Raw genomic sequence first — 24,690 nt, forward strand, 5'->3', positions numbered from 1 at the left:
GACTTCCCCCTAATCGCTTCGCTTCCTTCCCGCGTCAGCGGGTTCGTTCAATCCCTATTGGGTACAGACTCTAGGCGAGGATGGCGATGCGATCCCAAGTCATTGCAGCAGGCCCGTCAGCCCCTCGCCGGCCAGCTTGACGCCGAGGATCGAGAAGACGACGGCGAGGATCACCGGCCCGTTGTCGATCATGAAGGCCCTCGCGGCATCGAGCCCGCGCGTGGCCGCCTTCCCGGCGACCAGCCTGGCGGCCGTCGCCGCCAGCACCGAGGCAGAGCCGAGCAGCACGAAGGCGAGGGCGGGACCGGCCGCGTCGCGGCCGATAAGCCCAAACCCGGCGATGGAGCCTGCCGCGCCTGCGGCGAAGGCGATGTTCTTGGGATTGACCCCGCCGAGCGCCGCGCCGATGCCGAAGGCGCGCAGCGGCCGGGCGTCGCCGAGCGCCGCCATCCAGCCGGGCACCGGCGCCGCCGCGCCGCCCCGGGGCCGGCCGCACCACTTGGCCGCTGCGGCGGCCAGGAGCCCGAGGCCGGCGCCGAGCCGGATCAGGTTGGCGAGGGGTCCGGCACTCAGGCCCGCGCCGTCGAGAAGCGCCACCACCAGGGTGGTCAGCGCCGCGAGGCCGGCGACGAAGCCCGCGGCGAAGGCCGGCCCCGCGGTCGTGGCCCTCGGGCCGCTGAGGACCAGGATCGCGCCGACAACGGGGAAGGGGCTGAGTGCGACGCCCATGGCGAGCGGCAGGACCAGCGCCGCGGCGTCGAGCGCGCCGCCGGTCATGTCACGGCCATTTCGCCACCGGCGGCAGGGACATCAGCACCGCCTCGGGGTTGTGGCCGGTCTCGAGCCCGAAGCGGGTGCCACGGTCGTAGACCAGGTTGAACTCGGCATAGCGCCCGCGCCGGATGAGCTGGATCTCGCGCTGAGCCTCCGTCCAGGTCTCGGCGAGGTGGCGCCGGGTGATCGGCAGGAAGACGGTGAGGAAGGCGCGGCCCACATCGCGCACGAAGGCGAAATCCGCCTCCGCGTCGCCGCTGGCGAGATCGTCGAAGAAGATGCCGCCGACCCCGCGCGGCTCGTTCCGGTGGCGGATCAGGAAATACTCGTCCGCCCAGGCTTTGAAGCGGGGGTAGTAGCCCGGATCATGCGCGTCGCAGGTGGCCTTTAGCGCGGCGTGGAAGGCGGCAGTGTCGGCCGCATCCTCGATCATCGGGTTGAGGTCGGCGCCGCCGCCGAACCATTGCGCGCTCGGTGTCCAGAACATCCGCGTGTTCAAGTGCACCGCCGGGCTGAGCGGCGAGCGCATATGCGCCACGAGGCTGATTCCGGAGGCCCAGAAGCGGGGATCGGCGTCGAGGCCGGGCACCTCGCGCCGCGCCGTCAGGCTGCGCTGTGCCTGCGCGCCGAGCCTGCCGTAGACGGTCGAGACATTGACGCCCACCTTCTCGAAGACCCGGCCCCCGCGCATCACCGCCATCACCCCACCGCCGGCGTCCTCGCCGTCCTCGCCGGCGCGGCGGGTCGCCTCGCGCTCGAAGCGCCCCGCCGGCAGCCCGGCGAAAGGGCCCGCGTCCTGGGCGTCCTCCAGCGCCTCGAAGGCGGCGCAGATCTCGTCGCGCAACGTCTCGAACCATGCCGCGGCACGGGCCTTCAGCGTCTCGCCGGACTCGGGATCCTCCATCGCTTCACCTCATGGAACTCGGGTCCCGGGACTAAGGGAGTGCGGTGGCGGCGTCCAGTCCGGCACGGCCTCCTCCACCGGAGGTTCGGGCGCTGCCAGATCGGCGCGGTTGGTCGCCACCAGCTTCCAGGCGCGCCCCGCGTGCCGTTCCCGCAGAATGCAGCGATTCGCACCGGGCAGGGCGCCGCCTTCGACCTGTTCTTGTGACGGTCGCGCACGGAACAGGGAGAGCGATCTGCGAATGCCCCCGGGGTGCCGGGCCTCAGGTGACGGCGATGATGTCTTCCTTGGTCATGGAGCCGGGGACGATGGTGATCGGCACGCGCAGCTCGCCGATGCGGCGGCCGGTCAGCGCGGTGACGAGCAGGCCGGGGCCGCCGTTCTCGGTGCCGGCGCCGAGGACCACGACGCCGATCTCGGGGTTCTCCTTGAGATGCTTGAGCACCGCGTCGACCTTGTCGCCCTCGCGGATAGCGAGCGAGGGCGTCACGCCTTCGCGTTTCTCCATGCGGTCCTTAAAAACCTGGAAATGCGCCTCGATCTTCTCGTGCGCCTCGGCCCGCATCACGTCGGCCACGCCCATGAAATGCTGGAACTCCTCGGGCGAGACGATGGCGAGGATCTCGACTCCGCCGCCGGTCTTGGCGGCCCGGATCGCGGCGTAGCGCATGGCGTTCAGCATCTCGGGCGTGTCGTCGAGGATGATCAGGAACTTGCGCATGCGTCTCCCCCTTGGCCTGCGCGATCATCTTCGATGCCCGCCGGCTTCGCAAGCCGGGTGAAACCGGATCTGCGCGCCCAGCCGCGGAGGTTTGCCTGGCCGGCACAGGCGTGGTATACACTTAATACGATCGGGCGCCCGCGGTTCAATTTCGGGACCGCGCTCGGGGCGACCGGTCCCCATGACCGATTGAAGATCGCCCGGATGCCGATTCAACGAAAGAGCATAGCCATGACATCCTTCCCCCGCCTCGCGACCCTCATGCTGTCGGTCTCGGCCCTGACCGCCTGCACCACGATCTTTTCCGACGATTTCGAGGCCGATCCCGTCGGCGGCAGCCCGCTCGCCGCGCCCTCGGGGCCGCCGGCGGGCGACAGTGTCGCCACCCAGACCAGCGCCGGAAATTCGGCCACCGTAAGCAATGCCGCGCCGCTCGACGGCGCCCATTCGCTGGTGCTGCAGGGTCCGAGCGCCGGCAGCCGGCCGCGCGTGATCCTGACCGCGGCCTCGCATCCCGACAACGGCAAGCCGATCCTGACGCGGTTCAGGGGGCAGCTCTCCCCGGGCGCGAGCGCGGAGATCAACATGAGCTCGGGCGGGCCGTTCTGGGCGCTCCAGATCGAGCTCTCGGGCGGTACTGTGACCGCGAACGGCGTGAACGTCGGCACCTATGTCGAGGGCGGGACCCACGAGGTCTTCATCAACATGTTCCCGACCGGCGACTTCTGGCGCTTTACCATGACCGGCGACGCCAATGTGCCCGACAACGTCGGCGGCCCGCTGCCGCATCCTGGCGATTTTCCGGGCGACAGTTTCGGTGCCGTGATCGAGCTTCAGGCCCCCGGTGCCGAGACCTACCGGCTGGACAACATCACGATGAACCAGCAGACCTGACGCCGCCTTCGGGGCGGTTCAGATCGGGCGGCTGCGGACCAGGCCGACGATCTCGTAGGTGCGCGCCAGGATCGGCTCGGCGATCGCGGCGGCGCGGTCGGCGCCGTCGCCGAGGATGCGGTCGATCTCGGCGGGGTCGGCCATGAGCTCGGTCATGCGCGCGGTGATCGGCCCGAGGCGGGCGACCGCGAGCTCGGCCAGCGCCGGCTTGAAGACCGAGAACGGCGCCCCGGCGAATTCCTCCAGCACGGTCTCGGGCGGCCGTTCCGCGAGCGCGGAATAGATGGTGAGCAGATTGCGTGCCTCGGGGCGGTCGGCGAGCAGGGTCAGGCTGTCGGGCAGCGGCGCGGAATCGGTGCGCGCCCTGCGGATCTTCTGGGCGATGGCATCGGCATCGTCGCTGAGGTTGATGCGGCTCATGTCCGAGGGATCGGATTTCGACATCTTCTTCGAGCCGTCGCGCAGGGACATGACCCGCGTCGCCGCGCCCTCGATGATCGGCTCGGCCAGCGGGAAGAACGGCGTGCCGAAATCGTGGTTGAACTTGGCCGCGATGTCGCGGGTCAGCTCCACATGCTGCTTCTGGTCCTCGCCCACCGGCACATGGGTGGCGTGGTAGACGAGGATGTCGGCCGCCATCAGGTTGGGATAGACATAGAGCCCGGCGCTCGCCGCCTCGCGGTCCTTGCCGGCCTTGTCCTTGAACTGGGTCATGCGGTTCAACCAGCCGAGCCGCGCCACGCAGTTGAAGACCCAGGCGAGCTCGGCATGGGCCGGTACCTGGGACTGGTTGAAGAGGATCGAGCGTGCGGGGTCGAGGCCGCAGGCAAGATAGGCGGCCGCGAGCTCCCGCGTGGCATGGGCGAGCTTCGCCGGATCCTGCCAGACGGTGATCGCATGCAGGTCGACGACGCAATAGATCGTCTCGAGCCCCTCGTCCTGCATCGCCACCCAGCGGCGCAGCGCCCCGAGGTAATTGCCGAGCGTCAGGTTGCCCGAGGGCTGGGCGCCGGAGAAGACGCGGGGCTCGAATTTCGGCTCGGACATGGCCTCGTCGTCTCGTCTGGGCTATGGATGCGCGCGCTTATTGCCGTTGCGCTGCGCCCCGTCAACAGGAGCCCCGATGCCGTCGTCCGGACCCTTCCAGCGCCTGCCTCCCCTGGTCGTCGGGCTGGTGATCGGCCTCGTCGCGATCGAGGCGGTGCTGCAGCTCGGGGCCCAAGGGCTGATCGGCGGGCCGCAGGCGGCCGGCTGGCGTCTCGAGGCGATGACGCGCTTCGGCTTCTCCGCGCCCCTTTTCGACTATATGGTCGAGACGCGGCGGCCGACGGCCGACGGGCTGATGCGCTTCATCACCTATCCGACGGTGCATTCGGGCGCGATGCACGCGATCTTCGGCGCCGTGCTGCTTCTGGCGCTGGGCAAGGCGGTCGCGGAGCGATTCTCCCAGGCGGCGATGGCCGGGATCCTGCTGGCGGGGACCATCGCCGGGGCGCTGGCATACGGGTTTCTGCTCGACAGCCGCGTGCTGCTCGTCGGGATCTATCCAGGCGTCTACGGGCTGATCGGCGCCTTCAGCTGGTGGCTCTTCACCGCGTCCGACAGTGCGGCGCGCGGCCGGATCGCGGCCTTCCGGCTGATCGGGGTGCTGGCCGGGCTGCAGCTGCTCTTCCGGCTGCTCGTCGGCGGTGGCGACGAATGGGTGGCGCATCTGGCGGGTTTCGCCACCGGCTTCGCGCTCGCCCCGCTGCTCGCCCCGGATGGCGGCGCGCGGCTGCGCCGCTGGCGCGACCGGGCCCGGCAGCGCTAGGTAGGCGATTTGCGGCCGGCGCGCGTCGGGCCGTTTCCCACAATCGAGGGCTTGCGTATAAGAACGCGGCCGGGCGGGAGCGGGGTCGGAGCGGATGGATCACACGAGGCGGTTTCGGCTGCGAATGGCTGGCTTCTCCGACGAGGAGATCCTTATCTTCGGACTCGAGGACTGCCCGGACGAGAGGGTGATGGACTTCATTTCCCAGGAGCTCATCACGCGGGTGCTGCGACCCCACCTGAACGGGTCTCAGCGTCACGTGCTGGCTGACAAATGGGCCACGCAGGCGCTTCTCGCCTCGATCGGAGTGCCGGTTCCGAAGCTCTATGGCCTCTATCATCCACAGGTCGGGATGACCGCTGCCGGTGAGCCGCTGACGACGCCGGAAGAATTCGCCGAACTGATCCGCGGCGAGCTGCCCTGCCGGCTGTTTCTCAAGCCGCGCGGCGGCCGGCAGGGGCACGAGGTGCGGGCTGTGGATGCCGCCCCTGACGCCGACGGCATACCGTGCGCCAAGACCGCCGCAGGAACGCAGACCCTCGCGGCATTTCTCGACGCGCTGCCGATGGAGGCTGCCGACGGTCAGGACAGGTCCTGCGAGGGCTACCTGGTGCAAGGGTTCATCGATCAGCATCCGGCGGTCGCAGCCTTCAACCCCGGGTCGGTCAACACGGTGCGGATCATCACGTTTCGCGGGCTGACGGGCGAGGTGACGATCGACGCCGCATTCCTTCGCACCGGTCGCGCCGGCGCGCAGATGGACAACTGGTCGCAGGGCGGCCTGGTCGCGGATGTGGATCTTGCGACCGGCGCTGTCACCAGGGCGTTCGGATCGCTTAAGCATGAAGCGCCGCGACGGGTCGCCACGCATCCCGACAGCGGCGTGGCCTTCGAGGGCTTCGTGCTGCCGGACTGGCCGCGCGCCCTGGAAGCCTGCCGCAAGGCGGCGCGGGTCTTCTCAGGAGTGCGCTGGGTCGGCTGGGACGTGGCGATGACACCCGCGGGCCCGGTGATCGTCGAGGGCAATTCCGACTGGTCGATCGCGACGCAGCTGGTCAACGGCGCCTATCTCGGGCCTGGCCGGCGCGCAGAACTTGAGCGCGAGGTCGCGCTGCCCGACCGGTTGCCGAGCCTGCCGCGTGCGTTCGCGAGGGTCGCCAGGCGGGAGTTCCGGCGCGGCCGGCGGTGGGTGCTTCGTGGCTGACCGCGGCGCTGCGGCCGCCACCCCGGGGCGCGAGCGACACGTGGTGCTATGGACCGGCGGCTGGGATTCGACGTTCCGTGTGCTCGACCTGATCTCCGGTTCCGATGCCATCGTGCAACCCTACTACGTTGTCGACTCCGGGCGGCGGTCGCATCGAATGGAACTGTCGCGCATGGCCGAGATCGTCGCGGCAGTGGCGTCGCGGGGCTGGCCCGGTCGGCTGGAACCGCCGGATGTGGTGGAGATGCCGGACACCGGCCGACATCCCGACATCCGCGCGGCCTGGACGACGCTCCACGACGAGATCGGCCTCGGGTCGCAGTACGAATGGCTCGCCTGCTTCGCGCGCGATCGTGACCTGCGCGGCCTGGAACTCGGGGTCGTCGCGGGCGGGAGCAAGACCGAAACCTTTCTGCGGCCCCGCGTGGTCCGGCGAATGGAGGTGGGGCGCGAGGTGACGGTCTTTGGCCGCGAGGGGGAACCGGGTGCCGTGCTCTTCGAGCGCATGACCTTTCCGCTGCTGGCGACCAGCAAGGCGCGCATGGGCGAGATCGCCGCGGAGCGCGGCTTCCGCGACCTGCTCGAGCGCTCGTGGTTCTGCCATGACCCGCTGCTCGGGCGCTATGCCTGCGGCCTCTGCGTGCCCTGCCGCGATGCTGTCAGCCGCGGGCTCGCCTATCGGCTGGGCTGGCGCGGCCAGGCCATTGCGCTCCTGCCCGGCCGCTTGTCGGGTCTCGTGGCCAAGGGACGCCGCCGGCTGCGGCAGAGGCGCTAGCCCGGCATCGGCGTCACTGCGGGTCTTCGCAGAAGATGTCGCCCTCGTCCGAGGGGAAGCCCTGGATCGTCTGCGGGACAGGGCAGGCGAAATAGCTGACATAACCGCCGGAACCCTGGGTGATATAGGCGCGCGTCCATTCGTCATGCGAGAGCGCCGGCCTCTCGGGCGCATCCCGGGTGGGTCGCCCGTCGGACGAGTAGAAGGCGATGTTGATCTCGGGCTGGCAGGTATTGGTCAGCCGCTTGACGTCATAGCTGCCCATCGGGCTGTCGGGATCGGCCGTAAGCGAGATGCAGGCCTGGGCTTCGGCCTGGGTCAGCACGGGGGCCTCCGGATCCTTGGGGACGGTGCTGCAGCTGCCAGCAGCGAGCAAAAGCCCGAACGTCACGATTAGTGCCGGTTTCATGCGAATTCTCCATATGCAGTGATAAAATCGCTCGAAAGAAGGTCGGCATGCCGCAGAGTCAGTTGAATGGGCGGAGTGTATCACATCGCGGGTCACTCGTTAAGCGACAACTACCCCCCGGTCCGCGCAGAGGATTCGTTTCCCGTTGCGGGTGTCGGCCTTCGGGAAGCACGGGCAGGATCTACGGCGCCGTTGAGGGCCGTCCAAACGTAGCGTGGGTGATTGGCTGAAACGCGCTACTTTGTCTGGTGCGAGGTCCGCGACGACAGTGCGCGGCCGCTGCGGGGGCGAACGCCTACCCGAAGCAAGCACCCAGAGAGCGTGTCAGGCCCGTCTCCGCAGGGCGGCGCGGATATCCGCGCCGCGGATCGCACCGGTGGCGAGCACGGCGGCACCGTAGCTCGCGGCGCCCAGGCCCACCAGGAGCGCGAGCGCGCCGTAGCGGAGATAGTCGGTGGCGAGGGCCTCGTCGAGCCAGGCAGCGGCCCCGAGGAGCACCGCGCCCATGACCAGGCAGGAGAGCGCGATCCGGGGCAGCGCGCGCTTCAGCCGCGCGTCGATCGCCGCGGCGCCGTCAAAGGACCGGGTGCCGCGCCAGAGTTGGACCAGCATGACCCATCCCGCCACCGTGGTGCCCAGCGCCGCCGCGGCGAAGCCGACGAAGGGCGCGAGGCCGAGGGCGACGCCGGCATTGACCAGCATCGCATGCACGGCGTAGCGGAACGGCGTACGGGTGTCCTCGCGGGCGTAATAGACCGGCGAGATCACCTTCTGCAGCACGAAGGCCGGCAGGCCGGCGCCGTAGATCGCCACCGCGAGTGCGGTGGCCTGGGTGTCTTCGGGGCCGAAGGCGCCGCGCTGGAAGAGGACGGCCACGATCGGCACCGGGATCACCATCAGCGCGAGGGCTGCGGGCAGGGTCAGGGCAAGGGTGAATTCACTGGCCCGGTTCACGGCGCTCCGGCCGCCCTCGGTGTCGCCGGCGCGCAGGCGGCGCGCGAGGTCGGGCAGGAGCACGACGCCGATCGCGAGCCCCACCACGCCGAGCGGCAGCTGGTAGAGCCGGTCGGCATAGGAGAGCCAGGCCACGGCCCCGTCGAAGAAGGATCCCACCTGGCGGCCGACCAGCAGGTTGATCTGGACCACGCCGCCCGCGAGCATCGCCGGCGCCGCGATGACGGCGAGCCGGCGCATCTCCGGGGTCAGCCGCGGCCGGCCCGGCAGGATGCGGAAGCCGGCGCGGCCCACCCCCCACCAGACCAGGGCGAGCTGGGCGACGCCGGCCACCGGCACCGACCAGATCTGCCAGAGGCCGATGTTGCCGCCGGTCCAGTAGCCGATCAGCAGGAAGGCGATCATCACCAGGTTCATCAGGATCGGCGCGGCGGCGGCCAGCGCGAAGCGGCCGAGCGCGTTCAGCACGCCGCTCAGGAGCGCTGTGAGCGAGATGAAGATGATGTAGGGAAAGGCGATGCGGCCATGGGTGATGCTGAGGTCGAAGCGGATGTCGCCGTGAAAGCCGCTCGCCATGGCCAGCACCAGCCAGGGCATGGCCATGATGCCCACGAGGGTGAAGACGATCAGGAAGGCGCCGAGGTTCGACAGCGCGTCACGCGCGAAGCCCTCGGCGTCCTCCCCGCCTTCCAGGCGCTTGGCGAAAATCGGCACGAAGGCGATGTTGAAGGCGCCCTCGGCGAAGAAGCGGCGGAACATGTTCGGCAGGGTGAAGGCGATCAGGAAGGCCTGTGCCACCGGCCCGGCACCGAGCAGGGCGGCCATCAGCACGTCGCGGGCGAGGCCGAGGACCCGGCTGAACATGGTCCAGCCGCCCACGGTCAGGAAGGCCGGCAGGAGGCGGATCGGACGGATCAATCGGGCTTTCCGTCCGCCTGGTCGATGACCGCGCGCAGCCGCGCCTCGAGGGTCTCGCGCTTGCCCTCGGCATGCAGCTTCAGCCCGAAGAGATCCTTGACGTAGAAGACGTCCACAGCCTGCTTCCCATAGGTCGCGATGATCGCCGAGGCGATCGAGATGCTGTTGGCGGTCAGGGTGCGCGCGAGGTCGTAGAGCAGGCCGGGCCGGTCACGGGTCTCGACCTCGATCAGGGTATAGATGTCGGAGGCGGTGTTGTCGAAATGCACGCGCGTCGGCACCACGAAATCCTTCTCGCGCTTCTTGATGCGGTCCCGCGATTTCAGCGCCTCGCGGGCGACCACCTCGCCCCGGAGCGTGCGGCCGACGGAATGGCGCAGCCGCGCCAGCCGCGCCCGCTCGTAGGGCGCGCCCTGGGCGTCCTGGATCCAGAAGGCGGCCGTGGCGATGCCATCGGTCGAGGTATAGGTGCGCGCGTCGACCACGTTGGCCCCGGCCAGCGCCAGCGCGCCGGCCAGGCGGGCGAAGATGCCAGGGTGGTCCGACATGGCGAAACAGGCCTGGGTGGCGTCGCGGCCGAAATCGAGCTCGATGTCGATCGCGGGCTCGCCCTCGGGTAGCCTCCGCACGAGATCGGCGAAGATCGCATGGGTGCGCGTGTCGAAGCCGAGCCAGTAGGGGGCGTAATGCCGGGCGCATTCCGCGTGGATCTCGTCTTCCCCCCAGCCCTCGAGCGCCTCCGCGAGCGCCGCCTTGGCCGCCGCCTCGCGCTCGGGCCGGCTTTGGGACTGGCTGCCGCCGGTGAGATATTCGAGGGTCTCGGCATAGAGCGTGCGCAGCAGCATCGCCTTCCAGTTGTTCCAGACGTTTGGCCCGACGCCGCGGATGTCGCAGACCGTCAGCACGGTCAGGAGCTTCAGCCGGTTCGGGCTCTTCACGATCTGGGCGAAGTCGCGCACGGTGCGCGGCTCGGCCAGGTCGCGCTTCTGGGCGGTGTCGGACATCAGCAGGTGGTTTCGCACCAGCCAGGCGACCATTTCCGTCTCGTCGGCATCGAGCCCGAAGCGCGGCGCCAGCCGCAGCGCGATCTCGCCGCCGAGCTCGGAATGGTCGCGGCCGGAGCCCTTGGCGATGTCGTGCAGGAGCAGCGCCACATAGAGCACCCGGCGATTGACCCCGCGCGCGAGGATCTCGGTGGAGACCGGCAGATCCCCGATGAGCTCGCCCTGCTCGATCTGGCTGAGCGTCGAGATCGTGCGGATGATGTGCTCGTCCACCGTGTAGTGGTGGTACATGTTGAACTGCATCATCGCCACGATGCGCCCGAATTCGGGGATGAAGGCGCCGAGCACCCCGACCTCGTTCATCAGGCGCAGCGCCCGTTCGGGGTTGCCGTGGCCGAGCAGCAGTTCGAGAAAGATCCGGTTCGCCTCCGGATCGTTGCGCAGGCGGTCGTCGATCAGGGCGAGATTGGCGGCCACCAGCCGCAGCGCGTCGGGATGGATCAGCGTCCCGGTCGAGAGGCCTTCCTGAAAGAGCCGCAGGATATTGACCGGATCGGCGAGGAAGGCCTCGGGATCGGCCACGTCTAGGCGCCCGTGCTTGAGCCGGTAGCCTGCCGCGGTGCGGTCCCGGCGCAGGGTCAGCACGTTGCGCAGCGTCCGGCCGAGCCCCGGCCGCGGCTTGACGTGCTGCGCCTCGAGCGCGGAGAGGAAGATGCGCGTGAGGTCGCCCACGGCCTTCGCATGGGTGAAGTAATCCTGCATGAAGCGCTCGACCGCCCGCTGCCCGCGCGTCGAGCGATAGCCGAGCGCGGCCGAGATCTCGACCTGCATGTCGAAGGTCAGCTGCTCGATGGCGCGCCCGCAGAGCAGATGCAGGTGCACGCGCGTGGTCCAGAGGAAGGCCGCCGCTTCCGAGAAGATGGTGAATTCGTCCGCGGTGAAGAAACCCTTGCGCATCAGGTCTTCCGGCCCGTGCGCCCGGGTGAGGTACTTGCCGATCCAAAAGAGGGTCTGGAGGTCGCGCAGGCCACCCTTGCCGTCCTTGACGTTGGGCTCGAGCAGGTAGCGCGTGCTGCCCTGACGCTCGTGCCGGGTGGCGCGTTCAGCGAGCTTCAGCTCGACGAATTCCGGTCCCGTGCCCTCGAAGAGCTCCGTCCAGAGCCGCTCGTCCAGCCGCTCGGCCAGGGGCTCGGCGCCCCAGACGAAGCGATGCTCAAGCAGGCTCGTGCGGATCGAGGTGTCGCCGCGCGCGAGCCGCAGGCAATCCTCGACCGTGCGCGCGGAATGCCCGACCTTGAGCCGGAGATCCCAGAGGCAGTAGAGCACGGTCTCGATCAGGCTCTCGCCCCAGGGCGTCTGCTTGTAGGGGGTGACGAAGAGCAGGTCGACGTCCGAGAAGGGCGCCATCTCCGCCCGGCCGTAGCCCCCGACCGCCAGTGCGGCGATGCGCTCCGAGCGCGTCGGATTGGCGAGCGGATGCATCCAGCGCGCCGCGGCATCGAGCGTCAGCGTGACGATCTGGTCGGTCAGCCAGGCATAGTCGTGGATGGCGCGATAGGCTTCGCGCGGCCGTGCCGCCACTTCCGCGGCGATCGCGGCGCGGGCCTCGCCATTGGCGACCCCCAGCACGCGCACCGCCGCTGCGCGCCGCTCGGCCGTTCCGGTGGTCGCGCCGAGCGCCTCGTCGAGCGCCGCGCCCACCGCGGGCACGTCGAGGATCCGAGAGCGCGATGGCGTCAGACCCTGCCAGTCCGCGGCGGCACGCCGTGGACTCTGGTCAGTTGGCAAAGGACTCGAACCCTCGCGCCGCCCGTTCGACCACCACGGCCTGTCCGTCCCGGACCTCGAGCACCGCGAGATTGCGCTGGTTCAGCCCATTGGGCGCGAAGCGGAAGGCACCGCCGACGCCGGCGAAGCCCGCAGCTTGTGTGATCCGCGCATCCGAGAAGGGGCTGCCACCGCCCGCGCGCGCCTCGGAGATCAGCGCGCCGACCGCGGCGATGGCGTCATAGGCGAGCGCGGCCACGTCCTGCGGCAACTCGCCATAGGCATTGCGGTAGCGGCCCTCGAAGGCGGCCATCAGGCCGGGGTCCGGCGCGGCGAAGGCGCCGCCCTGCAGGCTCGGCTGCGACAGGGCCTCGGCCGATACGTCCCAGCGCTGCAGGCCGAGGAACTGCGCCTGGGCCGAGGAAAGGCCGTTGTTGCGCATGGCCTCCGAGATGAAGGCGAGGCCGCCGGTGGGGCCGTCGGTCAGCACGATCGCATTGGCGCCGTTCGCCATGAGGTTCGAGGCTGCCGGGCCCGCGGCGGCCTGGATGCCGGTGACCGAGAGGCTGTAGGATTCGGTCGCCACCAGCTGCGCACCGCGCCCTCGCACCGCCGCCGAGACCGCGTTGCGCGCCGTGTCGCCCTCGAGGCCCTCGGGATAGACCACCGCGAAGTTCCGCAGGCCGCGCGACATGCCGTAGCTGACCAGCCGGTCGGCGGTATTGAGGAAGGTGTTGCCGAGGATATAAACGCCCTGCCCGGCCACCTCGGGGTTGTTGCTGAGGCTGATGACCTTGAGCTGCGCCCCGGCCGCGACCGGCTCCACGCCCGCCGTCGCCGTGCTGAAGAGCGGGCCGACGATGATCTTTGCGCCTTCCGCGACCGCCTGGCTGGCGGCGGCGGCGCCGCCCTCGGCCGTGCCGGCCGTGGGATAGACCGCGAGGTCGATGGTCGCGTTGCGCAGATCCGCCTGGGCGAGCTGGGCCGCGTTGACCAGGCTGCGGCCGAGCACCTCGCGGCTGGGATCGGCGGATCCGAGCGGGACCAGCAGCGCCACGCGCACCGGCTGGTTGGGGTCGACCTCGACGCCGTCGCTCGAGACCCGCCCCGCGCCGGGGCTAGTCGCGCAGGCGGCGAGCATCGCCAGGGCCGCCGCGGCGAACACCGATCGAAGCGGACGGAGGCGGGAGAAACGTGTTGACAGCATGGGTCGTCACCCCGACGTTCGGATGCGGATTTTGCGGCGAGTTCCGGGCCGCACGCTAAGCGGTGGCCCGAAAAAAGTAAACGAAGAATGAAAAGCGAGCGGAGCGAAGCCCCGATCCCGGCCGGCGATGCCGCCCCGGCGCGTGAGCCTCCGGCGCCGGGGCTCTATCTCGTCGCCACGCCGATCGGCCATGCGCGCGACATCACCCTGCGCGCCCTCGACCTGCTCGGCGGCGCCGACCTGCTCGCGGCGGAGGACACGCGCACCACGCGCCGGCTGCTCGAGATCCACGGGCTGCGCCGAGATCCGCGCAGCATCCTGCCCTATCACGATCACAACGGCGCGGCGCAGCGGCCGCGCCTGCTCGCGGCGCTGGCCGAAGGCCGGTCCGTGGCGCTCGTCTCCGATGCGGGCACGCCGCTCCTGGCCGATCCGGGCTACCGGCTCGCCGCCGAGGCGATCGCGGCGGGCCATGCGGTGAGGGCGGTGCCCGGCGCCTCGGCGCTGCTCGCGGGGCTGGCGGTGGCGGGGCTGCCGACTGACCGCTTCCTCTTCGCGGGATTCCTGCCGCCCCGCGCCGCTGCGCGGCGCCGGGCGCTGGGCGAGCTCGCGGAGGTGCCCTCGACGCTCGTCTTCTACGAATCGCCGCGCCGGCTGGCCGAGGCGCTCGCGGCCATGGCTGAGACGCTCGGCGCGGGGCGGCAGGCCTCCGTGAGCCGGGAACTGACCAAGCGCTTCGAGGAGACCCGGCGCGGCCGCCTCGGGGACCTCGCGGCGGCCTATGGGGAATCGGGGCCGCCCAAGGGCGAGATCGTCGTCGTGGTCGGCCCGCCGGTGGCGGAGGCGCCGGAAGAGGCGGCGGTCGATGCCGCGCTCCTTGCCGCGCTCGGGCGCGCCTCGCTCAAGGATGCCGTGGCCGAGGTGGCGGATGCGCTGGGCCTGCCGCGCCGCGAAGTCTACGGGCGCGCCCTGGCGCTGACGCGCGCGCGATGACGCGGGGAAGGGGCGCGCATTTCAGCGGGATCGCGGCCGAGGAGATCGCCGAGCGGCTCTATCGCGCCGAGGGTGCCGAGCTCGTCGCGCGGCGGTGGAGATGCCCCGAGGGCGAGATCGACCTGATCCTGCGCAGCGGCGGCTGGCTGATCTTCGTCGAGGTCAAGGCGCGGCGCGGTCACGGCGAGGCCGCTGCCGCGATCTCGCCGGCGCAATGGCGCCGGATCGGCGCCGCGGCGAGCCGCTTTCTCGCCGAGGCCACCGACGGCTCGGTGCCCTGCCGCTTCGACGTGGTGCTGGTGGACCGCAGCGGCGTCGCCGAGCGCATCGAGAACGCCGCGAGCTTCGACGCCTGACGGCCTTGCGCCCTTCCGCGGCCTCGTCCATGAAGCGGCCGACGCCGCCCTTGGGAGATTGGCATGGCCCTGCAAGTCGCCGTCCAGATGGACCCGATCCAGAACATCAACATTGCGGCGGATTCCACCTTCCGCATCATGGAGGAGGCGCAGGCGCGCGGGCACCGGCTGTTCTATTACACCCCCGACCAGCTTTCGCTCGACGAGGGGCGGGTGACCGCGCGCGGCTGGCCGGTCGAGGTGCGCCGGGTGAAGGGCGATCATTTCACGCTCGGGCCGGAGACGGTCGCCGATCTGGGCACGATGGACGTGGTCTGGCTGCGCCAGGATCCGCCCTTCGACATGGGCTACATCACGACGACGCATGTGCTCGACCGGCTCGCGCCCGGAACGCTGGTGGTCAACGATCCTTTCTGGGTGCGGAACTTCCCCGAGAAGCTCCTTGTGCTGCAGTTCCCCGAGCTTACGCCGCCGACCACGGTGGCGCGCGACCTCGCGACCTTGCGCGCCTTCAAGGCGCGGCATGGGGACATCATCCTCAAGCCGCTCTATGGCAACGGCGGCGCCGGGGTCTTCCGGCTCGACCCCAACGACCGCAACTTCACCGCGCTCTGGGAGGTCTTCACCGGCATCAACCGCGAGCCGCTGATCGCGCAGAAGTTCCTGCCGGACGTGGCGAAGGGCGACAAGCGGGTGATCCTCGTGGACGGCGAGGCGGTGGGCGCGATCAACCGCGTGCCGCAGGAGGGCGAGACGCGGTCGAACATGCATGCCGGCGGCACGCCGACCAAGGTGGCACTGACCGAGCGCGACCGCGAGATCTGCGCCGCCATCGGCCCGCTCCTGCGCGAGAAGGGGCAGATCTTCGTCGGCATCGACGTGATCGGCGGCTGGCTGACCGAGATCAACGTGACCTCGCCGACCGGGCTCCAGGAGCTCGAGCGCTTCGACGGCGTGAACGTGACCGCGAAGATCTGGGAAGCGATCGAAGCCCGCCGCGTGCGCTGACCGCGCCGGCAACTGCCGGCGCGACGGGGTTTCCGCACGGCGCCTCTCTGAGACGCATTCAGCCTGAACAGTGCATGACGCAGCAGCCACAGCTCCTGCCCGTGCTTCCCAATGGGGTCAGATGGAAACGCCGCCGGTCCGATCGATCTTGCCCTCGGACGCGCCCACTCCGCTCAGCGGGCGCAGGTGCGGCATTTCGGGGTCTGCGGAAGCACGTCGAGCCGCGCCTCGCCGATCGGGTCGCCGCAGGTCACGCAGATGCCGTAGGTCCCGCGGGCGATGCGGTCGAGCGCCGCCTCGATCATGCGGATCTCCTGCAGTCCGGCCGTGCCCAGATCCTCGAGGACCTCCTCGCCCTCGCGCTCCACGGCCTGCTCGGAGAAATCCTCGCTGACCGGCTGGTCGAGGTCGTGCTCGATGCGCCTGAGCCGGGTCTGGAGCTCCCGGAGCCGCGTCTCCAGCTGGGACTTGCGCGTCTCGATCGCGATCATGCTGTCCTCCGCAATCCTCAGCACCAAAGGTCACGGCGCGAGGCCGGAGTCCTTGATCCTGGTCAATCGCACCCGTGGACCCGGCGGCCGGTCCCGGGGACCGCGCCGCGGGCGGGGCCGGCGGCCGCTCAGTGCAGCTTGGCGCCGACGTCCTTGATCGCGGCGTCGATCAGGGCATTGGCGCTCTCGGCCTTCATCTTGCCCTTCATCACGTCGCCGGCCGCGGCGATGGCGACCCCGACGGCGCGGTCCTTGATCTGGCGCACCGCCGCCTGCTCGGCCGCCTCGATCTGCTCGGTCGCGGTCTGCAACCGGCGGGCGACGGATTTGCGGATGTCCTCCTTGGCGACCTCCGCGGCGGCTTCGGCCTCGTGCCGGGCGGCGGCGACGATCTCCTCGGCCTGGACCGCCACTTCCTTCTGGCGGCGCTCGAAGCTCGCCAGCAGCGTCTGGGCCTCCTCGCGGAGCGCGCGGGCCTCGTCGAGATCGGTCCGGATCTTGAACGCGCGGGCATCCAGCATCTTCATCAGCATGCCCGGCACCCCGAAATAGAGCAGGATGCCGACGAAAATGACGAAGCCGATTCCGACGACGACGTTGGTATTGTTCAGGAAATCCATGACCTAACCCTTCAGCCGCCGGGCGATCGCCTGGTCGACGGCCTCCGCATCGGCCGCGCCCGGCAGGAAGGCCGCGACAATATCGGCCGTCGTGGCCCGCGCCACCTCCTCCACGCTCCTGGCGGCGCTGTCGCGGATCTCGCGGATGCGCGCCTCCGATTCCGCCGATTTCGCGGCGATCTCGGCATCGGCCTTGGCCATCAGCGAGGCCAGTTCCTTGTTGATCTGCGCCTTGGTGTCGGCCGCGATGCGATGCGCCTCGTCGCGGGCCCGCGCGAGCGCGGCATTGTAGGAGGCCTCCGCCTCTTCCGAGCGGCGCTTGAGCAGGGCCGCCTGTTCGAGGTCGTTGGAGATCGCGTCGTTGCGCTCGGAGAGCACCGACCGGATCCGTGGCAGCGCCACCCTGTTCAGGACCATGAAGAGGATGACGATCGAGACGATCAGCCAGAAGATCAGGTTGGGAAAGACGCCGAAATCGAGCTGCGGCATGCCGACCTCGGCATGCTCGAGATTGATCTCGCCCAGGGTTTCGGCGACATGGCCGTCGGTCGCGGCGGCACCCGCTTCATGCGCTGCCCCGGCGGCGTGCTCGGCGCCTTCCCCGGTTTCCGTTTCGTCTGCCATCGTCCACTCCGTCGCTGGTCGGCCCCACGGGCGGCTGCCCGTGCGGTGAAGGTCACATGCCCAGCGATCAGACGGCGAACATCAGCAGCAGCGCGACGAGGAACGAGAAGATCCCGAGCGCCTCGGCGAAGGCGATGCCGATGAAGAGCGTCGCGGTCTGCTCGCCCGCCGCGGCGGGGTTGCGCAGCGCGCCGGAGAGGAAGTTCCCGGCCACATGCCCCACACCGATGCCGGCGCCGCCCATGCCGATACAGGCCAGGCCCGCGCCGATGAACTGCCCCATTTCGCCGATATTGCCTTCCATGACGTGCTCCTTTGGATTGGAATGGCGAGATGTCCCGCGCTGGCCGGTCAGTGACCGGGATGCAGCGCGTCGTTGAGATAGACGCAGGTGAGGATCGCGAAGACATAGGCCTGGATGCAGGCCACCATCAGCTCGAGCCCGTAGACCGCCACGATGGCGACGATCGGGAAGATCGCCCCGAGCCCGAGCGCGCCGGCGAAGCCCGCGAAGACCTTCAGCACCGCATGGCCGGCCATCATGTTGCCGCCCAACCGGACGGAGTGGCTGAGCGGCCGCACGAAATAGGAGATGAGCTCGATCACCGCGAGCACGATCCTGAGCGCCACCGTGGGCGCGCTGGTCACCCAGAAGAGCTTGAGGAAGCCCGCGCCGTGCTTGACGAAGCCGATCGCCGTGACCGTGACGAAGACCGCCAGTGCCAGGACCCCGGTCACCGCGATATGCGAGGTGGGCGCGAAGCTCGCGGGCAGGAGCGCCAGCAGATTGGCGAAGAGGATGAAGAGGAACACCGTCAGGATATAGGGGAAGTACTTCATCCCCTCCTTGCCGGCCACGTCCTCGACCATCTTGCGCGTGAAGCCGTAGATCACCTCGGCCGCCGATTGCGCCCGCGAGGGGATCAGCGCGCGGCCCCTGGCGCCGACCACCATCACCAGCGTGATCGCGAGCACGGTGAGCAGCATCCAGAGCGTTGCGTTGGTGGGCGTGTACCAGTGTACGGAATCGCCGCCGAAGAGCGGCGTGACCTTGAACTGGTCCATCGGATGGATGTTGAAGCCGCTGCCGCCGTGCTCCGCCTCGCCTGCCATGGCCGCCCCTCACTCCCCCTGCGAACCGTTCCGGTCCGCTTCCGCCGCGCCGCCGTCGAGCAGCGCGCCCTCGGCCCGCTTGTCGCGCACCTCCGATGCCGTTCGCATCATGGTGCGGACCCCGGCCGCGAATCCCAGGAGCGCGAACAGCACGAGGAACACGGGCCGTGTTCCGAAGAGGCTGTCCAGCCCCATCCCGATCGCCAGCCCCAGCAACATCCCCACCACGAGTTCGATCACCATGCGCCAGGCGAGCGAACCCTGCGTGTATTTCGCACCCGTCCCCGACGGCGGGGTGGACTGCGCGGATCTGGCGGCTTCGATCCGGTCTTCCAGGCGCTTGAGACGTTCGGAAAAGGGATCCTTTTCCATCGCCGCCCCGCCCTGCCCTTTCGCCCGGACATCCCCCGCCAAGGGTCTGACTTCGTCAGGGTCTTAGGCAAACCGCGCCGCCCTGTCAAGGCACATCCACCCAGGCGTCGACTCCATACTGTATTGTTATCAAACGACAATCTCGAAAATCGCCCGAGTCCGGCGCCGGAGCGCAGCCGCGATCGGCCTGCGTCGGGCGCCGCCGCGATCCTCAACCGATCGGTTGACTTTTCCCCCGGGCTAGCGGCAGATCGCCCGATGACCGAGACCCCGGCCCCCGATCTCGACCTCGTCTTCGCCGCCCTGGCGGACCCGACCCGGCGGGCGATCCTCGGTCGGCTGCTCGAGGGCGAGCGCAATGTCGGCGAACTGGCGGCACCGCTGCCGATGTCCCTGGCCGCGGTCTCCAAGCATCTCAGGATCCTCACCCGTGCCGGTCTCGTGAGCCAGCTGCGGGCGGGGCGCGAGAAGACTTGCCGCCTGGAGCCGGACGCGCTCGCGGCCGCCTTCGTCTGGATGCAGGGCTTCGGCGCCTTCGCGACCGAGGATTTCGACGCGCTGCAGCGCTACGTGGAACTGGCGCTCGGCGAGGCGCCCGGCGATGTCGAACCCGAAGGCGACCCCTGACCCCCCGACACTCCCGGGCCCGGCAGAGCGTGCAGGCCTTGCCCCTTCGTCCGCCCGCTCTCGGACGTCAACGCGTGCTGCAGCGCCCCCCCCCGGAGCGGCGCGTCTCACCCCTCGATGTAGACGACGAGCGTCTCCGGCCGGACGCCGTCGTATTTCATCGCCGCCGCGCCCGCCTCGCTCTTCATCACCGCCTCGAACTTTTCCATGTCGGCGATGTCGAAGGCCACCGCGACCCTGTTCTTCTCGGTCGGATGGACAAAGGTGCGGATGTCGGTCGCGACTCCGTCGAATACCTCGGCGCGCTTCGGTGACGCCAGCCAATGCGCCACGTCCTCGACCTCGTGCGTGGCAACGATCTTGGGCATGATCCTTTCCCCCCGCATTGCGGAGCGATGAGCGTCGCATGCGCGCGACTTTCGATCAACCGGAATGCCGTGCCGGACCCGTCGGTACGTCCCGCCAAGAGCCGCCGGTCATGCCGATTCGACGATGCGCTCTGCTGCGGCGAGGTCGACGGAAACCAGCTGGCTCACGCCCTTCTCCGCCATTGTCACACCGAAGAGCCGGCCCATGCGCGACATGGTGATGGCGTGATGGGTGATGATCAGGAAGCGCGTCGAGGTGCGCTCGGTCATCTCGTCGAGCAGGTCGCAGAAGCGCGTCACATTGGCGTCGTCGAGCGGCGCGTCGACCTCGTCGAGCACGCAGATCGGCGAGGGATTGGCGAGGAAGACCCCGAAGATGAGGGAAAGCGCCGTCAGGGTCTGCTCGCCGCCCGAGAGCAGCGAGAGGGTCGAGAGCTTCTTGCCCGGCGGCTGGCACATGATCTCGAGCCCGGCTTCGAGCGGGTCGTCGCTCTCGACCATCACCAGGCTCGCCTCGCCGCCGCCGAAGAGATGCTTGAAGAGCACCGCGAAATTGCGGTTGACCTCGTCGAAGGCGGCGAGCAGCCGCCCGCGGCCCTCGCGGTTGAGACTGGCGATGCCCTGGCGCAGCTTGGCGATGGCCTCCTCGAGATCGGCGCGCTCGCGCGCGAGCCCCTCGCGCTCGGCGGCGATCTCGCGCGCGTCCTCCTCGGCCCGCAGGTTCACCGCGCCGAGGCCGTCGCGCTGGCGGCGCAGGCGATCCACCTCCGCCTCGAGATCCGAGGCGCCGGGCACGGCCTCCGCCGCGGTCCCGAAATCCGCCGGCACGTCGCCGGGCTCGCGTTCGAGCTCCGCCCGGAGCCGGTCGGCCGCCGATGCAGCGCGGGCCTCCGCGGCCTCGGCGAGCGCCTCGGAGCGGGCGCGCGCCTCGCGGGCCTCGCTCGCGGCCCGTTCCGCCGCGCGTGCGGCGGCGTCGCGGGCGCGCAGCTCGGTTTCCGCCGCGGCCAGCACATCGGAGGCCGAACGGCGGCGCGTCTCGGCCGCTTCGAGCGATTTTGCGAGCTCGCTGCGCCTCTCCGCGAGCTCCGACGGCCGGGACCGCAGGGCGGCGAGCTCCTGCTGCGCCTCGGCCTCGCGCCGGGCGAGATCCTGCAGCCGCTGCGCCGCGGTCGCCTGCCGCGCCGTCCAATTGCCGATCTCGGCCGCGATCTCGTCGAGCCGCCGCGCCCGTGCGGCGCCTGACCGCGCGATCTCCTCGGCTTCCCCGCGCCGGGTCATCGCCGAGATCCGCGCGGCTTCGAGCCGGACCCGCTCCGCCTCGACCGCCGCCTTCGCCTCGGAGGCATCCGCCAGCGCCGCCGCGGATTTCTCGGCGGCCTCGAAGGCGGCCCGCGCCGCGGCGGTCTCCTCCCGGCGCCGCCGGCAGGCCGCCTGGAGGGCCGAGGCCTTGCCTTCCAGCGCTTCGAGCGCCGTCTCCGCGCGGGTCAGGTCGCGGGCCGCCACGGTCGCGGCCTGGTCGGCCGATTTCCGCGCCAGCCTCGCCTCGGATTCGCGCCGGGTCGCGGCTTCGGCGGCCGCCTCCGCCTGCTGCAATTCGGAGCGCGCGGCCGCCGCGGCCGTCTCGGCCTCGGCGAGCGCTGCCTTGGCCGCCTCCGACCGGTTGCGCTGCTGCAGGCGCAGCGCCGCGGCGGATGGCGCGTCCCCGGCCGCCACCGCCAGCCCGTCCCAGCGCCAGAGATCGCCCTCGGCACTGACCAGCCGCTGACCCCGCCCGAGCGACCGCTGCAGGCGCGGCCCGTCGGCGCGCGCGACCATGCCGATCGCCGCAAGGCGCCGCGCCAGCGCCGGCGGCGCCGCGACCCTGGGCGCAAGCGGGGTCGCGCCCTCCGGCAGGTCCGGCGCGTCTTCGACCGGCGGCAGCGCGCGCCAGCCGCTCGCCTGCGCATCGTGGTCCGCGAGCGGCAGGCGCAGGTCCTCGGCGAGTGCCGCGCCCAGCGCCGCCTCGAAGCCAGGCTCGACGCGGATCGCATCGAGGATCTGGCCGTCCGAGCCGCGGTCCCGGGCCAGCAGCTTGTCGAGCCCGGCCACCTCCGCGGCGAGCGCCCGGGCGGCGCCGTCGGCCTCGGCGAGCACCATCTTCAGGCCGGATGCCGCAATTCGCGCCGCGCTGGCGCCGGCCTCGGCCTCGACCAGTGCCGCCTCGAGGGAGTCCGCCCGTTCCGCCGCGTCCTGGGCCGCGATGCGCGCCATGGCCACGGCCGGCCGGGCCTTTTCCAGATCGGCGCCCACCGCGGCGGCGGCCGATTCGGCCTGGGCGCCGCCGCGCGTCGACTCCTCGAACCGGCGCCGCGTCTCCGCCACGGCCCGGCTCGCCGATTGATGCTCGGCCACCAGCTGCGCCGCCGCCTCGGCCGCGCCCTCGAAAGCGGCCTCGGCCTCCCGAAGGGCTGCGGCCGAGGTCTCGGCCGCAGCCCTGGCTTCGGCGAGCAGGTCGTCGTGCCCCTCCGCCTCCGCCTCGACCCTGGCCTTCTCCGCGGTCAGGCGCTGCACCACTTCCTTGGCGTCGCCGTCCAGCGTGGTTTCGCGCTCGTGGTCGGCGGCCATCTGCGCGATCTGCGCCTCGAGCCCGGCGATCTGGCGGGCGAGCGACTCGGCCTCGCCGTCGATCCGGTCGCGCTCCAGCGTCAGGCGCTGCAACACCGCGGCGGCGATGGCGTCCTCGTCGCGGAGTGCGGGGAGACGCTCCTCGGCCTCGGCGCGCAGCCGCGCCGCCTCCGATGCGGCGCTCTGCCCCGCCCCGGCCGCCCGCAGCGCGGCGGTCAGCGCCTCGGCGGCGGCGCGCCGCTCCCTGTCGGCGTCTTGCCAGATCCGCCAGAGGAGCAGGCTCTCGGCCCTCCGCAGCGCCTCGGCGATCTCGCGATAGCGCGCGGCCTGGCGTGCCTGGCGGGCGAGCGCGCCGAGCTGGCCGTCGAGCGCCTCGATCACGTCGCCGACGCGGCCGAGATTGGTCTCCGTCGCCCGCAGCTTCAGCTCCGCCTCGTGGCGGCGCTGGTAGAGGCCGGAGATGCCGGCGGCCTCCTCCAGGATGCGCCGCCGCGCCTTGGGGCGCGCGTTGATCAGCTCCGAGATCTGGCCCTGCCGCACCAGCGCCGGCGAATGCGACCCGGTCGAGGCATCCGCAAAGAGGATCTGGATGTCGCGGGCCCGCGCCTCGCGCCCGTTGGCGCGGAAGGCCGAGCCGGCGTCGCGGGTGATGCGGCGCACGATCTCGACCTGGTCGGCATCGTTGAAGGCGCTGGGCGCGAGGCGCTCGCGGTTGTCGATGGTCAGGGTCACTTCCGCATGGTTGCGCGCCGGCCGCGAGCCCGAGCCCGCGAAGATGACGTCCTCCATGCCGTCGCCGCGCATCGCCGAGGGCCGGTTCTCGCCCATGACCCAGCGCAGCGCCTCGAGCAGGTTCGACTTGCCGCAGCCGTTCGGCCCGACCACCCCGGTCAGCCCCGGGGCGATGACCAGCTCGGTCGGGTCGACGAAGCTCTTGAAACCGAGCAGCCGCAGGCGGGTGAAATGCACCGGAATGTCCAACGTGTTTGCCGCGGCAGGATCCCGTTCCCGGATCGCCCTGTCAACAGATATCCACATGATATGGGTTCAGCCGAGGCCGCCGCCGCCAAATATTGGCGAACCCGCCTTCCGATGTCCGAGCCCGTGGGCCGCCGGCGAGAAGCCTTGGGGCAGCCTAGGATCGCGTCCGGTGACGATATCCGCGATCGCCTCGCCCACCGCATGGGCGATGCCGAAGCCGATCTTGAAGGCGCCGGTGGCGAGGAGGACGCGGGCCAGCCCCGGCAGCGGTCCGATCAGCGGATCGGGGCGCGGCGCGCGCGGGCGCAGCCCGGACCAGCGCTCGACGACGCGGGCCCCCGCGAGGCAGGGGCAGAGCGCGCGGGCGCGTTCGAGCAGGTCGTCGAGCAGGCCGTCCGTGCCGGTCGCGCATCGCCAGGTGTTCTCGCTGGTCGAGCCGACCGCCACGGACCCGTCCGCATGGGGCACCACATAGAGGCCCTCCGCGAAGATCGCCGGGCCGGAGACCGGGACGCGCGGTGCCAGGACCGCCGCCTGTCCCTTGACGCCGCAGCCGGCGGGAATGCCGGTCGCGGCCTTCACGAGATCGAAGCCGCCCATGCCGGCGGCGAGCACGATGCGGCCGGCCGCGATCCGACCATCAACCGTATCGACCGCGCCGTCCTCGAGACTGCGCACCTCGGTCTGGGACAGGAGCGCGACCCCGCGCGCGGCGAGCGCGGCGGCGAGCGCCTCGACGGCGCGGCGGGGGTGGATGCGCGCGGAGAGCGGCTCGAATGCGACGCCATGCGTCGCGGCTTCCGGTGCGATCCAGGCTTCGTCCGCGCTTCGTGCATGGAAGCTCCAGTCCCAGCCGTGCCAATGCGCGGAGGCCGCCCGCGCCTGGGCCTCGGCGCGCCGCCGCGCGGCGGCGTCGCCCAGGGGGATCAGCCGCCCGACGCGCGCATATCCCGGATCGCGGCCGCCCGTCGCCGCCACCGCGCGCCAATGGGCCTCGGCGGAAAGCAGCGCCTCGAGCTGAAAGGCCTTCTTCGGCGACCAGTTCGCGGGCTGATGCGGCGACATCGCGCCGACCGGCCCGCCGCTCGCGCCCGAGCCGGGCGTGTTCCGCTCCAGCACCGTCACGCGCAGGCCCCGCCCGGCGCAGGCCCAGGCGCAGCTCAGCCCGAAAACCCCCGCCCCGACGACGAGC

General features: G+C 70.8%; 25 protein-coding genes. 8 read left to right on the plus strand and 17 right to left on the minus strand.

The annotated features are described in order from the left end of the window. Nucleotides 1-99: 99 nt before the first annotated feature. The 3 genes from V7050_RS04610 to V7050_RS04620 all read right to left on the minus strand — a co-directional run bounded on the left by V7050_RS04610 (nucleotide 100) and on the right by V7050_RS04620 (nucleotide 2,399). The gene (locus V7050_RS04610) at nucleotides 100-777 is read right to left on the minus strand and encodes a GAP family protein (protein WP_324365405.1); all 678 of its coding nucleotides are present in this window, start codon (nucleotides 775-777) and stop codon (nucleotides 100-102) included. 1 nt (nucleotide 778) lies between these two features. Continuing rightward, nucleotides 779-1,678 carry an oxygen-dependent coproporphyrinogen oxidase gene (gene hemF, locus V7050_RS04615; protein ID WP_324365406.1) on the minus strand — a complete coding sequence of 300 codons (900 nt, stop codon included), beginning with the start codon at nucleotides 1,676-1,678 and terminating at the stop codon, nucleotides 779-781. Between the two features lie 262 nt (nucleotides 1,679-1,940). Next, complete coding sequence (locus tag V7050_RS04620) at nucleotides 1,941-2,399, minus strand: universal stress protein (protein ID WP_324365407.1); 459 nt, start codon at nucleotides 2,397-2,399, stop codon at nucleotides 1,941-1,943. Nucleotides 2,400-2,630: 231 nt separating this feature from the next. Here V7050_RS04620 and V7050_RS04625 point away from each other — a divergent pair, with 231 nt between their 5' ends. Beyond that, entirely contained in the window at nucleotides 2,631-3,293 is a 663-nt protein-coding gene (locus tag V7050_RS04625; RefSeq protein ID WP_324365408.1) for a hypothetical protein, read from the plus strand. A gap of 18 nt (nucleotides 3,294-3,311) precedes the next feature. Here the strand turns inward: V7050_RS04625 and trpS are convergent, their stop codons facing one another. After that, nucleotides 3,312-4,340, minus strand: coding sequence for a tryptophan--tRNA ligase (gene trpS / locus V7050_RS04630; RefSeq protein WP_324365409.1), 1,029 nt, complete (start codon nucleotides 4,338-4,340; stop codon nucleotides 3,312-3,314). A gap of 76 nt (nucleotides 4,341-4,416) precedes the next feature. Between trpS and V7050_RS04635 the strand changes: the two genes are divergently transcribed. From V7050_RS04635 to V7050_RS04645, 3 genes are all read left to right on the plus strand, one after another. Next, entirely contained in the window at nucleotides 4,417-5,103 is a 687-nt protein-coding gene (locus V7050_RS04635) for a rhomboid family intramembrane serine protease (protein WP_324365410.1), read from the plus strand. Between the two features lie 124 nt (nucleotides 5,104-5,227). Further along, nucleotides 5,228-6,307, plus strand: coding sequence for a sugar-transfer associated ATP-grasp domain-containing protein (locus V7050_RS04640; RefSeq protein ID WP_324365411.1), 1,080 nt, complete (start codon nucleotides 5,228-5,230; stop codon nucleotides 6,305-6,307). After that, entirely contained in the window at nucleotides 6,300-7,082 is a 783-nt protein-coding gene (locus tag V7050_RS04645) for a hypothetical protein (protein ID WP_324365412.1), read from the plus strand. Before V7050_RS04640 ends, V7050_RS04645 begins: the two co-directional genes overlap by 8 nt. 13 nt (nucleotides 7,083-7,095) lie before the next feature. On the opposite strand, the gene V7050_RS04650 is transcribed toward V7050_RS04645, so the two are convergent. The 4 genes from V7050_RS04650 to V7050_RS04665 form a co-directional block, all read right to left on the minus strand. Next, entirely contained in the window at nucleotides 7,096-7,491 is a 396-nt protein-coding gene (locus V7050_RS04650; protein ID WP_324365413.1) for a hypothetical protein, read from the minus strand. Between the two features lie 324 nt (nucleotides 7,492-7,815). Further along, on the minus strand, nucleotides 7,816-9,360 hold the full coding sequence (gene murJ, locus V7050_RS04655; protein ID WP_324365436.1) for a murein biosynthesis integral membrane protein MurJ: 1,545 nt from the start codon (nucleotides 9,358-9,360) through the stop codon (nucleotides 7,816-7,818). Further along, nucleotides 9,360-12,155 carry a [protein-PII] uridylyltransferase gene (locus V7050_RS04660; RefSeq protein ID WP_442885582.1) on the minus strand — a complete coding sequence of 932 codons (2,796 nt, stop codon included), beginning with the start codon at nucleotides 12,153-12,155 and terminating at the stop codon, nucleotides 9,360-9,362. The genes murJ and V7050_RS04660 overlap by 1 nt, the downstream gene beginning before the upstream one ends. Beyond that, nucleotides 12,145-13,341: a penicillin-binding protein activator gene (locus V7050_RS04665; protein ID WP_324365414.1), complete on the minus strand. Its 1,197-nt coding sequence runs from the start codon at nucleotides 13,339-13,341 to the stop codon at nucleotides 12,145-12,147. The genes V7050_RS04660 and V7050_RS04665 overlap by 11 nt, the downstream gene beginning before the upstream one ends. A gap of 114 nt (nucleotides 13,342-13,455) precedes the next feature. Between V7050_RS04665 and rsmI the strand changes: the two genes are divergently transcribed. The 3 genes from rsmI (at nucleotide 13,456) to gshB (ending at nucleotide 15,698) form a co-directional block, all read left to right on the plus strand. Continuing rightward, nucleotides 13,456-14,334, plus strand: a complete 879-nt coding sequence (rsmI, locus tag V7050_RS04670; protein WP_442885583.1) for a 16S rRNA (cytidine(1402)-2'-O)-methyltransferase — start codon at nucleotides 13,456-13,458, stop codon at nucleotides 14,332-14,334. Continuing rightward, nucleotides 14,331-14,690 carry a YraN family protein gene (locus V7050_RS04675; RefSeq protein ID WP_324365416.1) on the plus strand — a complete coding sequence of 120 codons (360 nt, stop codon included), beginning with the start codon at nucleotides 14,331-14,333 and terminating at the stop codon, nucleotides 14,688-14,690. Before rsmI ends, V7050_RS04675 begins: the two co-directional genes overlap by 4 nt. A gap of 63 nt (nucleotides 14,691-14,753) precedes the next feature. Next, nucleotides 14,754-15,698: a glutathione synthase gene (gene gshB, locus V7050_RS04680; RefSeq protein ID WP_324365417.1), complete on the plus strand. Its 945-nt coding sequence runs from the start codon at nucleotides 14,754-14,756 to the stop codon at nucleotides 15,696-15,698. Nucleotides 15,699-15,871: 173 nt separating this feature from the next. On the opposite strand, the gene V7050_RS04685 is transcribed toward gshB, so the two are convergent. The 6 genes from V7050_RS04685 to V7050_RS04710 all read right to left on the minus strand — a co-directional run bounded on the left by V7050_RS04685 (nucleotide 15,872) and on the right by V7050_RS04710 (nucleotide 18,918). After that, complete coding sequence (locus V7050_RS04685) at nucleotides 15,872-16,189, minus strand: TraR/DksA family transcriptional regulator (protein WP_324365418.1); 318 nt, start codon at nucleotides 16,187-16,189, stop codon at nucleotides 15,872-15,874. Nucleotides 16,190-16,317: 128 nt separating this feature from the next. Continuing rightward, complete coding sequence (locus V7050_RS04690; protein ID WP_324365419.1) at nucleotides 16,318-16,809, minus strand: F0F1 ATP synthase subunit B family protein; 492 nt, start codon at nucleotides 16,807-16,809, stop codon at nucleotides 16,318-16,320. 3 nt (nucleotides 16,810-16,812) lie between these two features. Next, the gene (locus V7050_RS04695) at nucleotides 16,813-17,433 is read right to left on the minus strand and encodes a F0F1 ATP synthase subunit B' (protein ID WP_324365420.1); all 621 of its coding nucleotides are present in this window, start codon (nucleotides 17,431-17,433) and stop codon (nucleotides 16,813-16,815) included. 67 nt (nucleotides 17,434-17,500) lie between these two features. Then, complete coding sequence (locus V7050_RS04700; RefSeq protein ID WP_324365421.1) at nucleotides 17,501-17,737, minus strand: F0F1 ATP synthase subunit C; 237 nt, start codon at nucleotides 17,735-17,737, stop codon at nucleotides 17,501-17,503. A gap of 47 nt (nucleotides 17,738-17,784) precedes the next feature. After that, nucleotides 17,785-18,546 (minus strand): F0F1 ATP synthase subunit A, encoded by a 762-nt coding sequence (locus V7050_RS04705; RefSeq protein ID WP_324365422.1) that lies wholly within the window; start codon nucleotides 18,544-18,546, stop codon nucleotides 17,785-17,787. Between the two features lie 9 nt (nucleotides 18,547-18,555). Continuing rightward, nucleotides 18,556-18,918: an AtpZ/AtpI family protein gene (locus V7050_RS04710; protein ID WP_324365423.1), complete on the minus strand. Its 363-nt coding sequence runs from the start codon at nucleotides 18,916-18,918 to the stop codon at nucleotides 18,556-18,558. A gap of 258 nt (nucleotides 18,919-19,176) precedes the next feature. Here V7050_RS04710 and V7050_RS04715 point away from each other — a divergent pair, with 258 nt between their 5' ends. Further along, nucleotides 19,177-19,545: an ArsR/SmtB family transcription factor gene (locus V7050_RS04715; protein WP_324365424.1), complete on the plus strand. Its 369-nt coding sequence runs from the start codon at nucleotides 19,177-19,179 to the stop codon at nucleotides 19,543-19,545. A gap of 107 nt (nucleotides 19,546-19,652) precedes the next feature. On the opposite strand, the gene V7050_RS04720 is transcribed toward V7050_RS04715, so the two are convergent. The 3 genes from V7050_RS04720 to V7050_RS04730 all read right to left on the minus strand — a co-directional run. Further along, nucleotides 19,653-19,913 (minus strand): hypothetical protein, encoded by a 261-nt coding sequence (locus V7050_RS04720; protein WP_324365425.1) that lies wholly within the window; start codon nucleotides 19,911-19,913, stop codon nucleotides 19,653-19,655. Between the two features lie 108 nt (nucleotides 19,914-20,021). Further along, complete coding sequence (gene smc / locus V7050_RS04725; protein ID WP_324365426.1) at nucleotides 20,022-23,486, minus strand: chromosome segregation protein SMC; 3,465 nt, start codon at nucleotides 23,484-23,486, stop codon at nucleotides 20,022-20,024. 78 nt (nucleotides 23,487-23,564) lie between these two features. Further along, nucleotides 23,565-24,690: NAD(P)/FAD-dependent oxidoreductase (locus V7050_RS04730; RefSeq protein ID WP_324410321.1), on the minus strand; the 1,126-nt coding region annotated here is incomplete at its 5' end.

The sequence above is a fragment of the Amaricoccus sp. genome, assembly GCF_036846665.1.
Classification (GTDB): domain Bacteria; phylum Pseudomonadota; class Alphaproteobacteria; order Rhodobacterales; family Rhodobacteraceae; genus Amaricoccus.

Excerpts from the sequence above, each read along its gene's own strand:
- V7050_RS04610 (WP_324365405.1), bottom strand. The coding sequence starts at position 777 with ATGACCGGCGGCGCGCTCGACGCCGCGGCGCTGGTCCTGCCGCTCGCC.
- hemF (WP_324365406.1), bottom strand. The coding sequence starts at position 1,678 with ATGGAGGATCCCGAGTCCGGCGAGACGCTGAAGGCCCGTGCCGCGGCA.
- V7050_RS04620 (WP_324365407.1), bottom strand. The coding sequence starts at position 2,399 with ATGCGCAAGTTCCTGATCATCCTCGACGACACGCCCGAGATGCTGAAC.
- V7050_RS04625 (WP_324365408.1), top strand. The coding sequence starts at position 2,631 with ATGACATCCTTCCCCCGCCTCGCGACCCTCATGCTGTCGGTCTCGGCC.
- trpS (WP_324365409.1), bottom strand. The coding sequence starts at position 4,340 with ATGTCCGAGCCGAAATTCGAGCCCCGCGTCTTCTCCGGCGCCCAGCCC.
- V7050_RS04635 (WP_324365410.1), top strand. The coding sequence starts at position 4,417 with ATGCCGTCGTCCGGACCCTTCCAGCGCCTGCCTCCCCTGGTCGTCGGG.
- V7050_RS04640 (WP_324365411.1), top strand. The coding sequence starts at position 5,228 with ATGGCTGGCTTCTCCGACGAGGAGATCCTTATCTTCGGACTCGAGGAC.
- V7050_RS04650 (WP_324365413.1), bottom strand. The coding sequence starts at position 7,491 with ATGAAACCGGCACTAATCGTGACGTTCGGGCTTTTGCTCGCTGCTGGC.
- V7050_RS04665 (WP_324365414.1), bottom strand. The coding sequence starts at position 13,341 with ATGCTGTCAACACGTTTCTCCCGCCTCCGTCCGCTTCGATCGGTGTTC.
- V7050_RS04675 (WP_324365416.1), top strand. The coding sequence starts at position 14,331 with ATGACGCGGGGAAGGGGCGCGCATTTCAGCGGGATCGCGGCCGAGGAG.
- gshB (WP_324365417.1), top strand. The coding sequence starts at position 14,754 with ATGGCCCTGCAAGTCGCCGTCCAGATGGACCCGATCCAGAACATCAAC.
- V7050_RS04685 (WP_324365418.1), bottom strand. The coding sequence starts at position 16,189 with ATGATCGCGATCGAGACGCGCAAGTCCCAGCTGGAGACGCGGCTCCGG.
- V7050_RS04690 (WP_324365419.1), bottom strand. The coding sequence starts at position 16,809 with ATGGATTTCCTGAACAATACCAACGTCGTCGTCGGAATCGGCTTCGTC.
- V7050_RS04695 (WP_324365420.1), bottom strand. The coding sequence starts at position 17,433 with ATGGCAGACGAAACGGAAACCGGGGAAGGCGCCGAGCACGCCGCCGGG.
- V7050_RS04700 (WP_324365421.1), bottom strand. The coding sequence starts at position 17,737 with ATGGAAGGCAATATCGGCGAAATGGGGCAGTTCATCGGCGCGGGCCTG.
- V7050_RS04705 (WP_324365422.1), bottom strand. The coding sequence starts at position 18,546 with ATGGCAGGCGAGGCGGAGCACGGCGGCAGCGGCTTCAACATCCATCCG.
- V7050_RS04710 (WP_324365423.1), bottom strand. The coding sequence starts at position 18,918 with ATGGAAAAGGATCCCTTTTCCGAACGTCTCAAGCGCCTGGAAGACCGG.
- V7050_RS04715 (WP_324365424.1), top strand. The coding sequence starts at position 19,177 with ATGACCGAGACCCCGGCCCCCGATCTCGACCTCGTCTTCGCCGCCCTG.
- V7050_RS04720 (WP_324365425.1), bottom strand. The coding sequence starts at position 19,913 with ATGCCCAAGATCGTTGCCACGCACGAGGTCGAGGACGTGGCGCATTGG.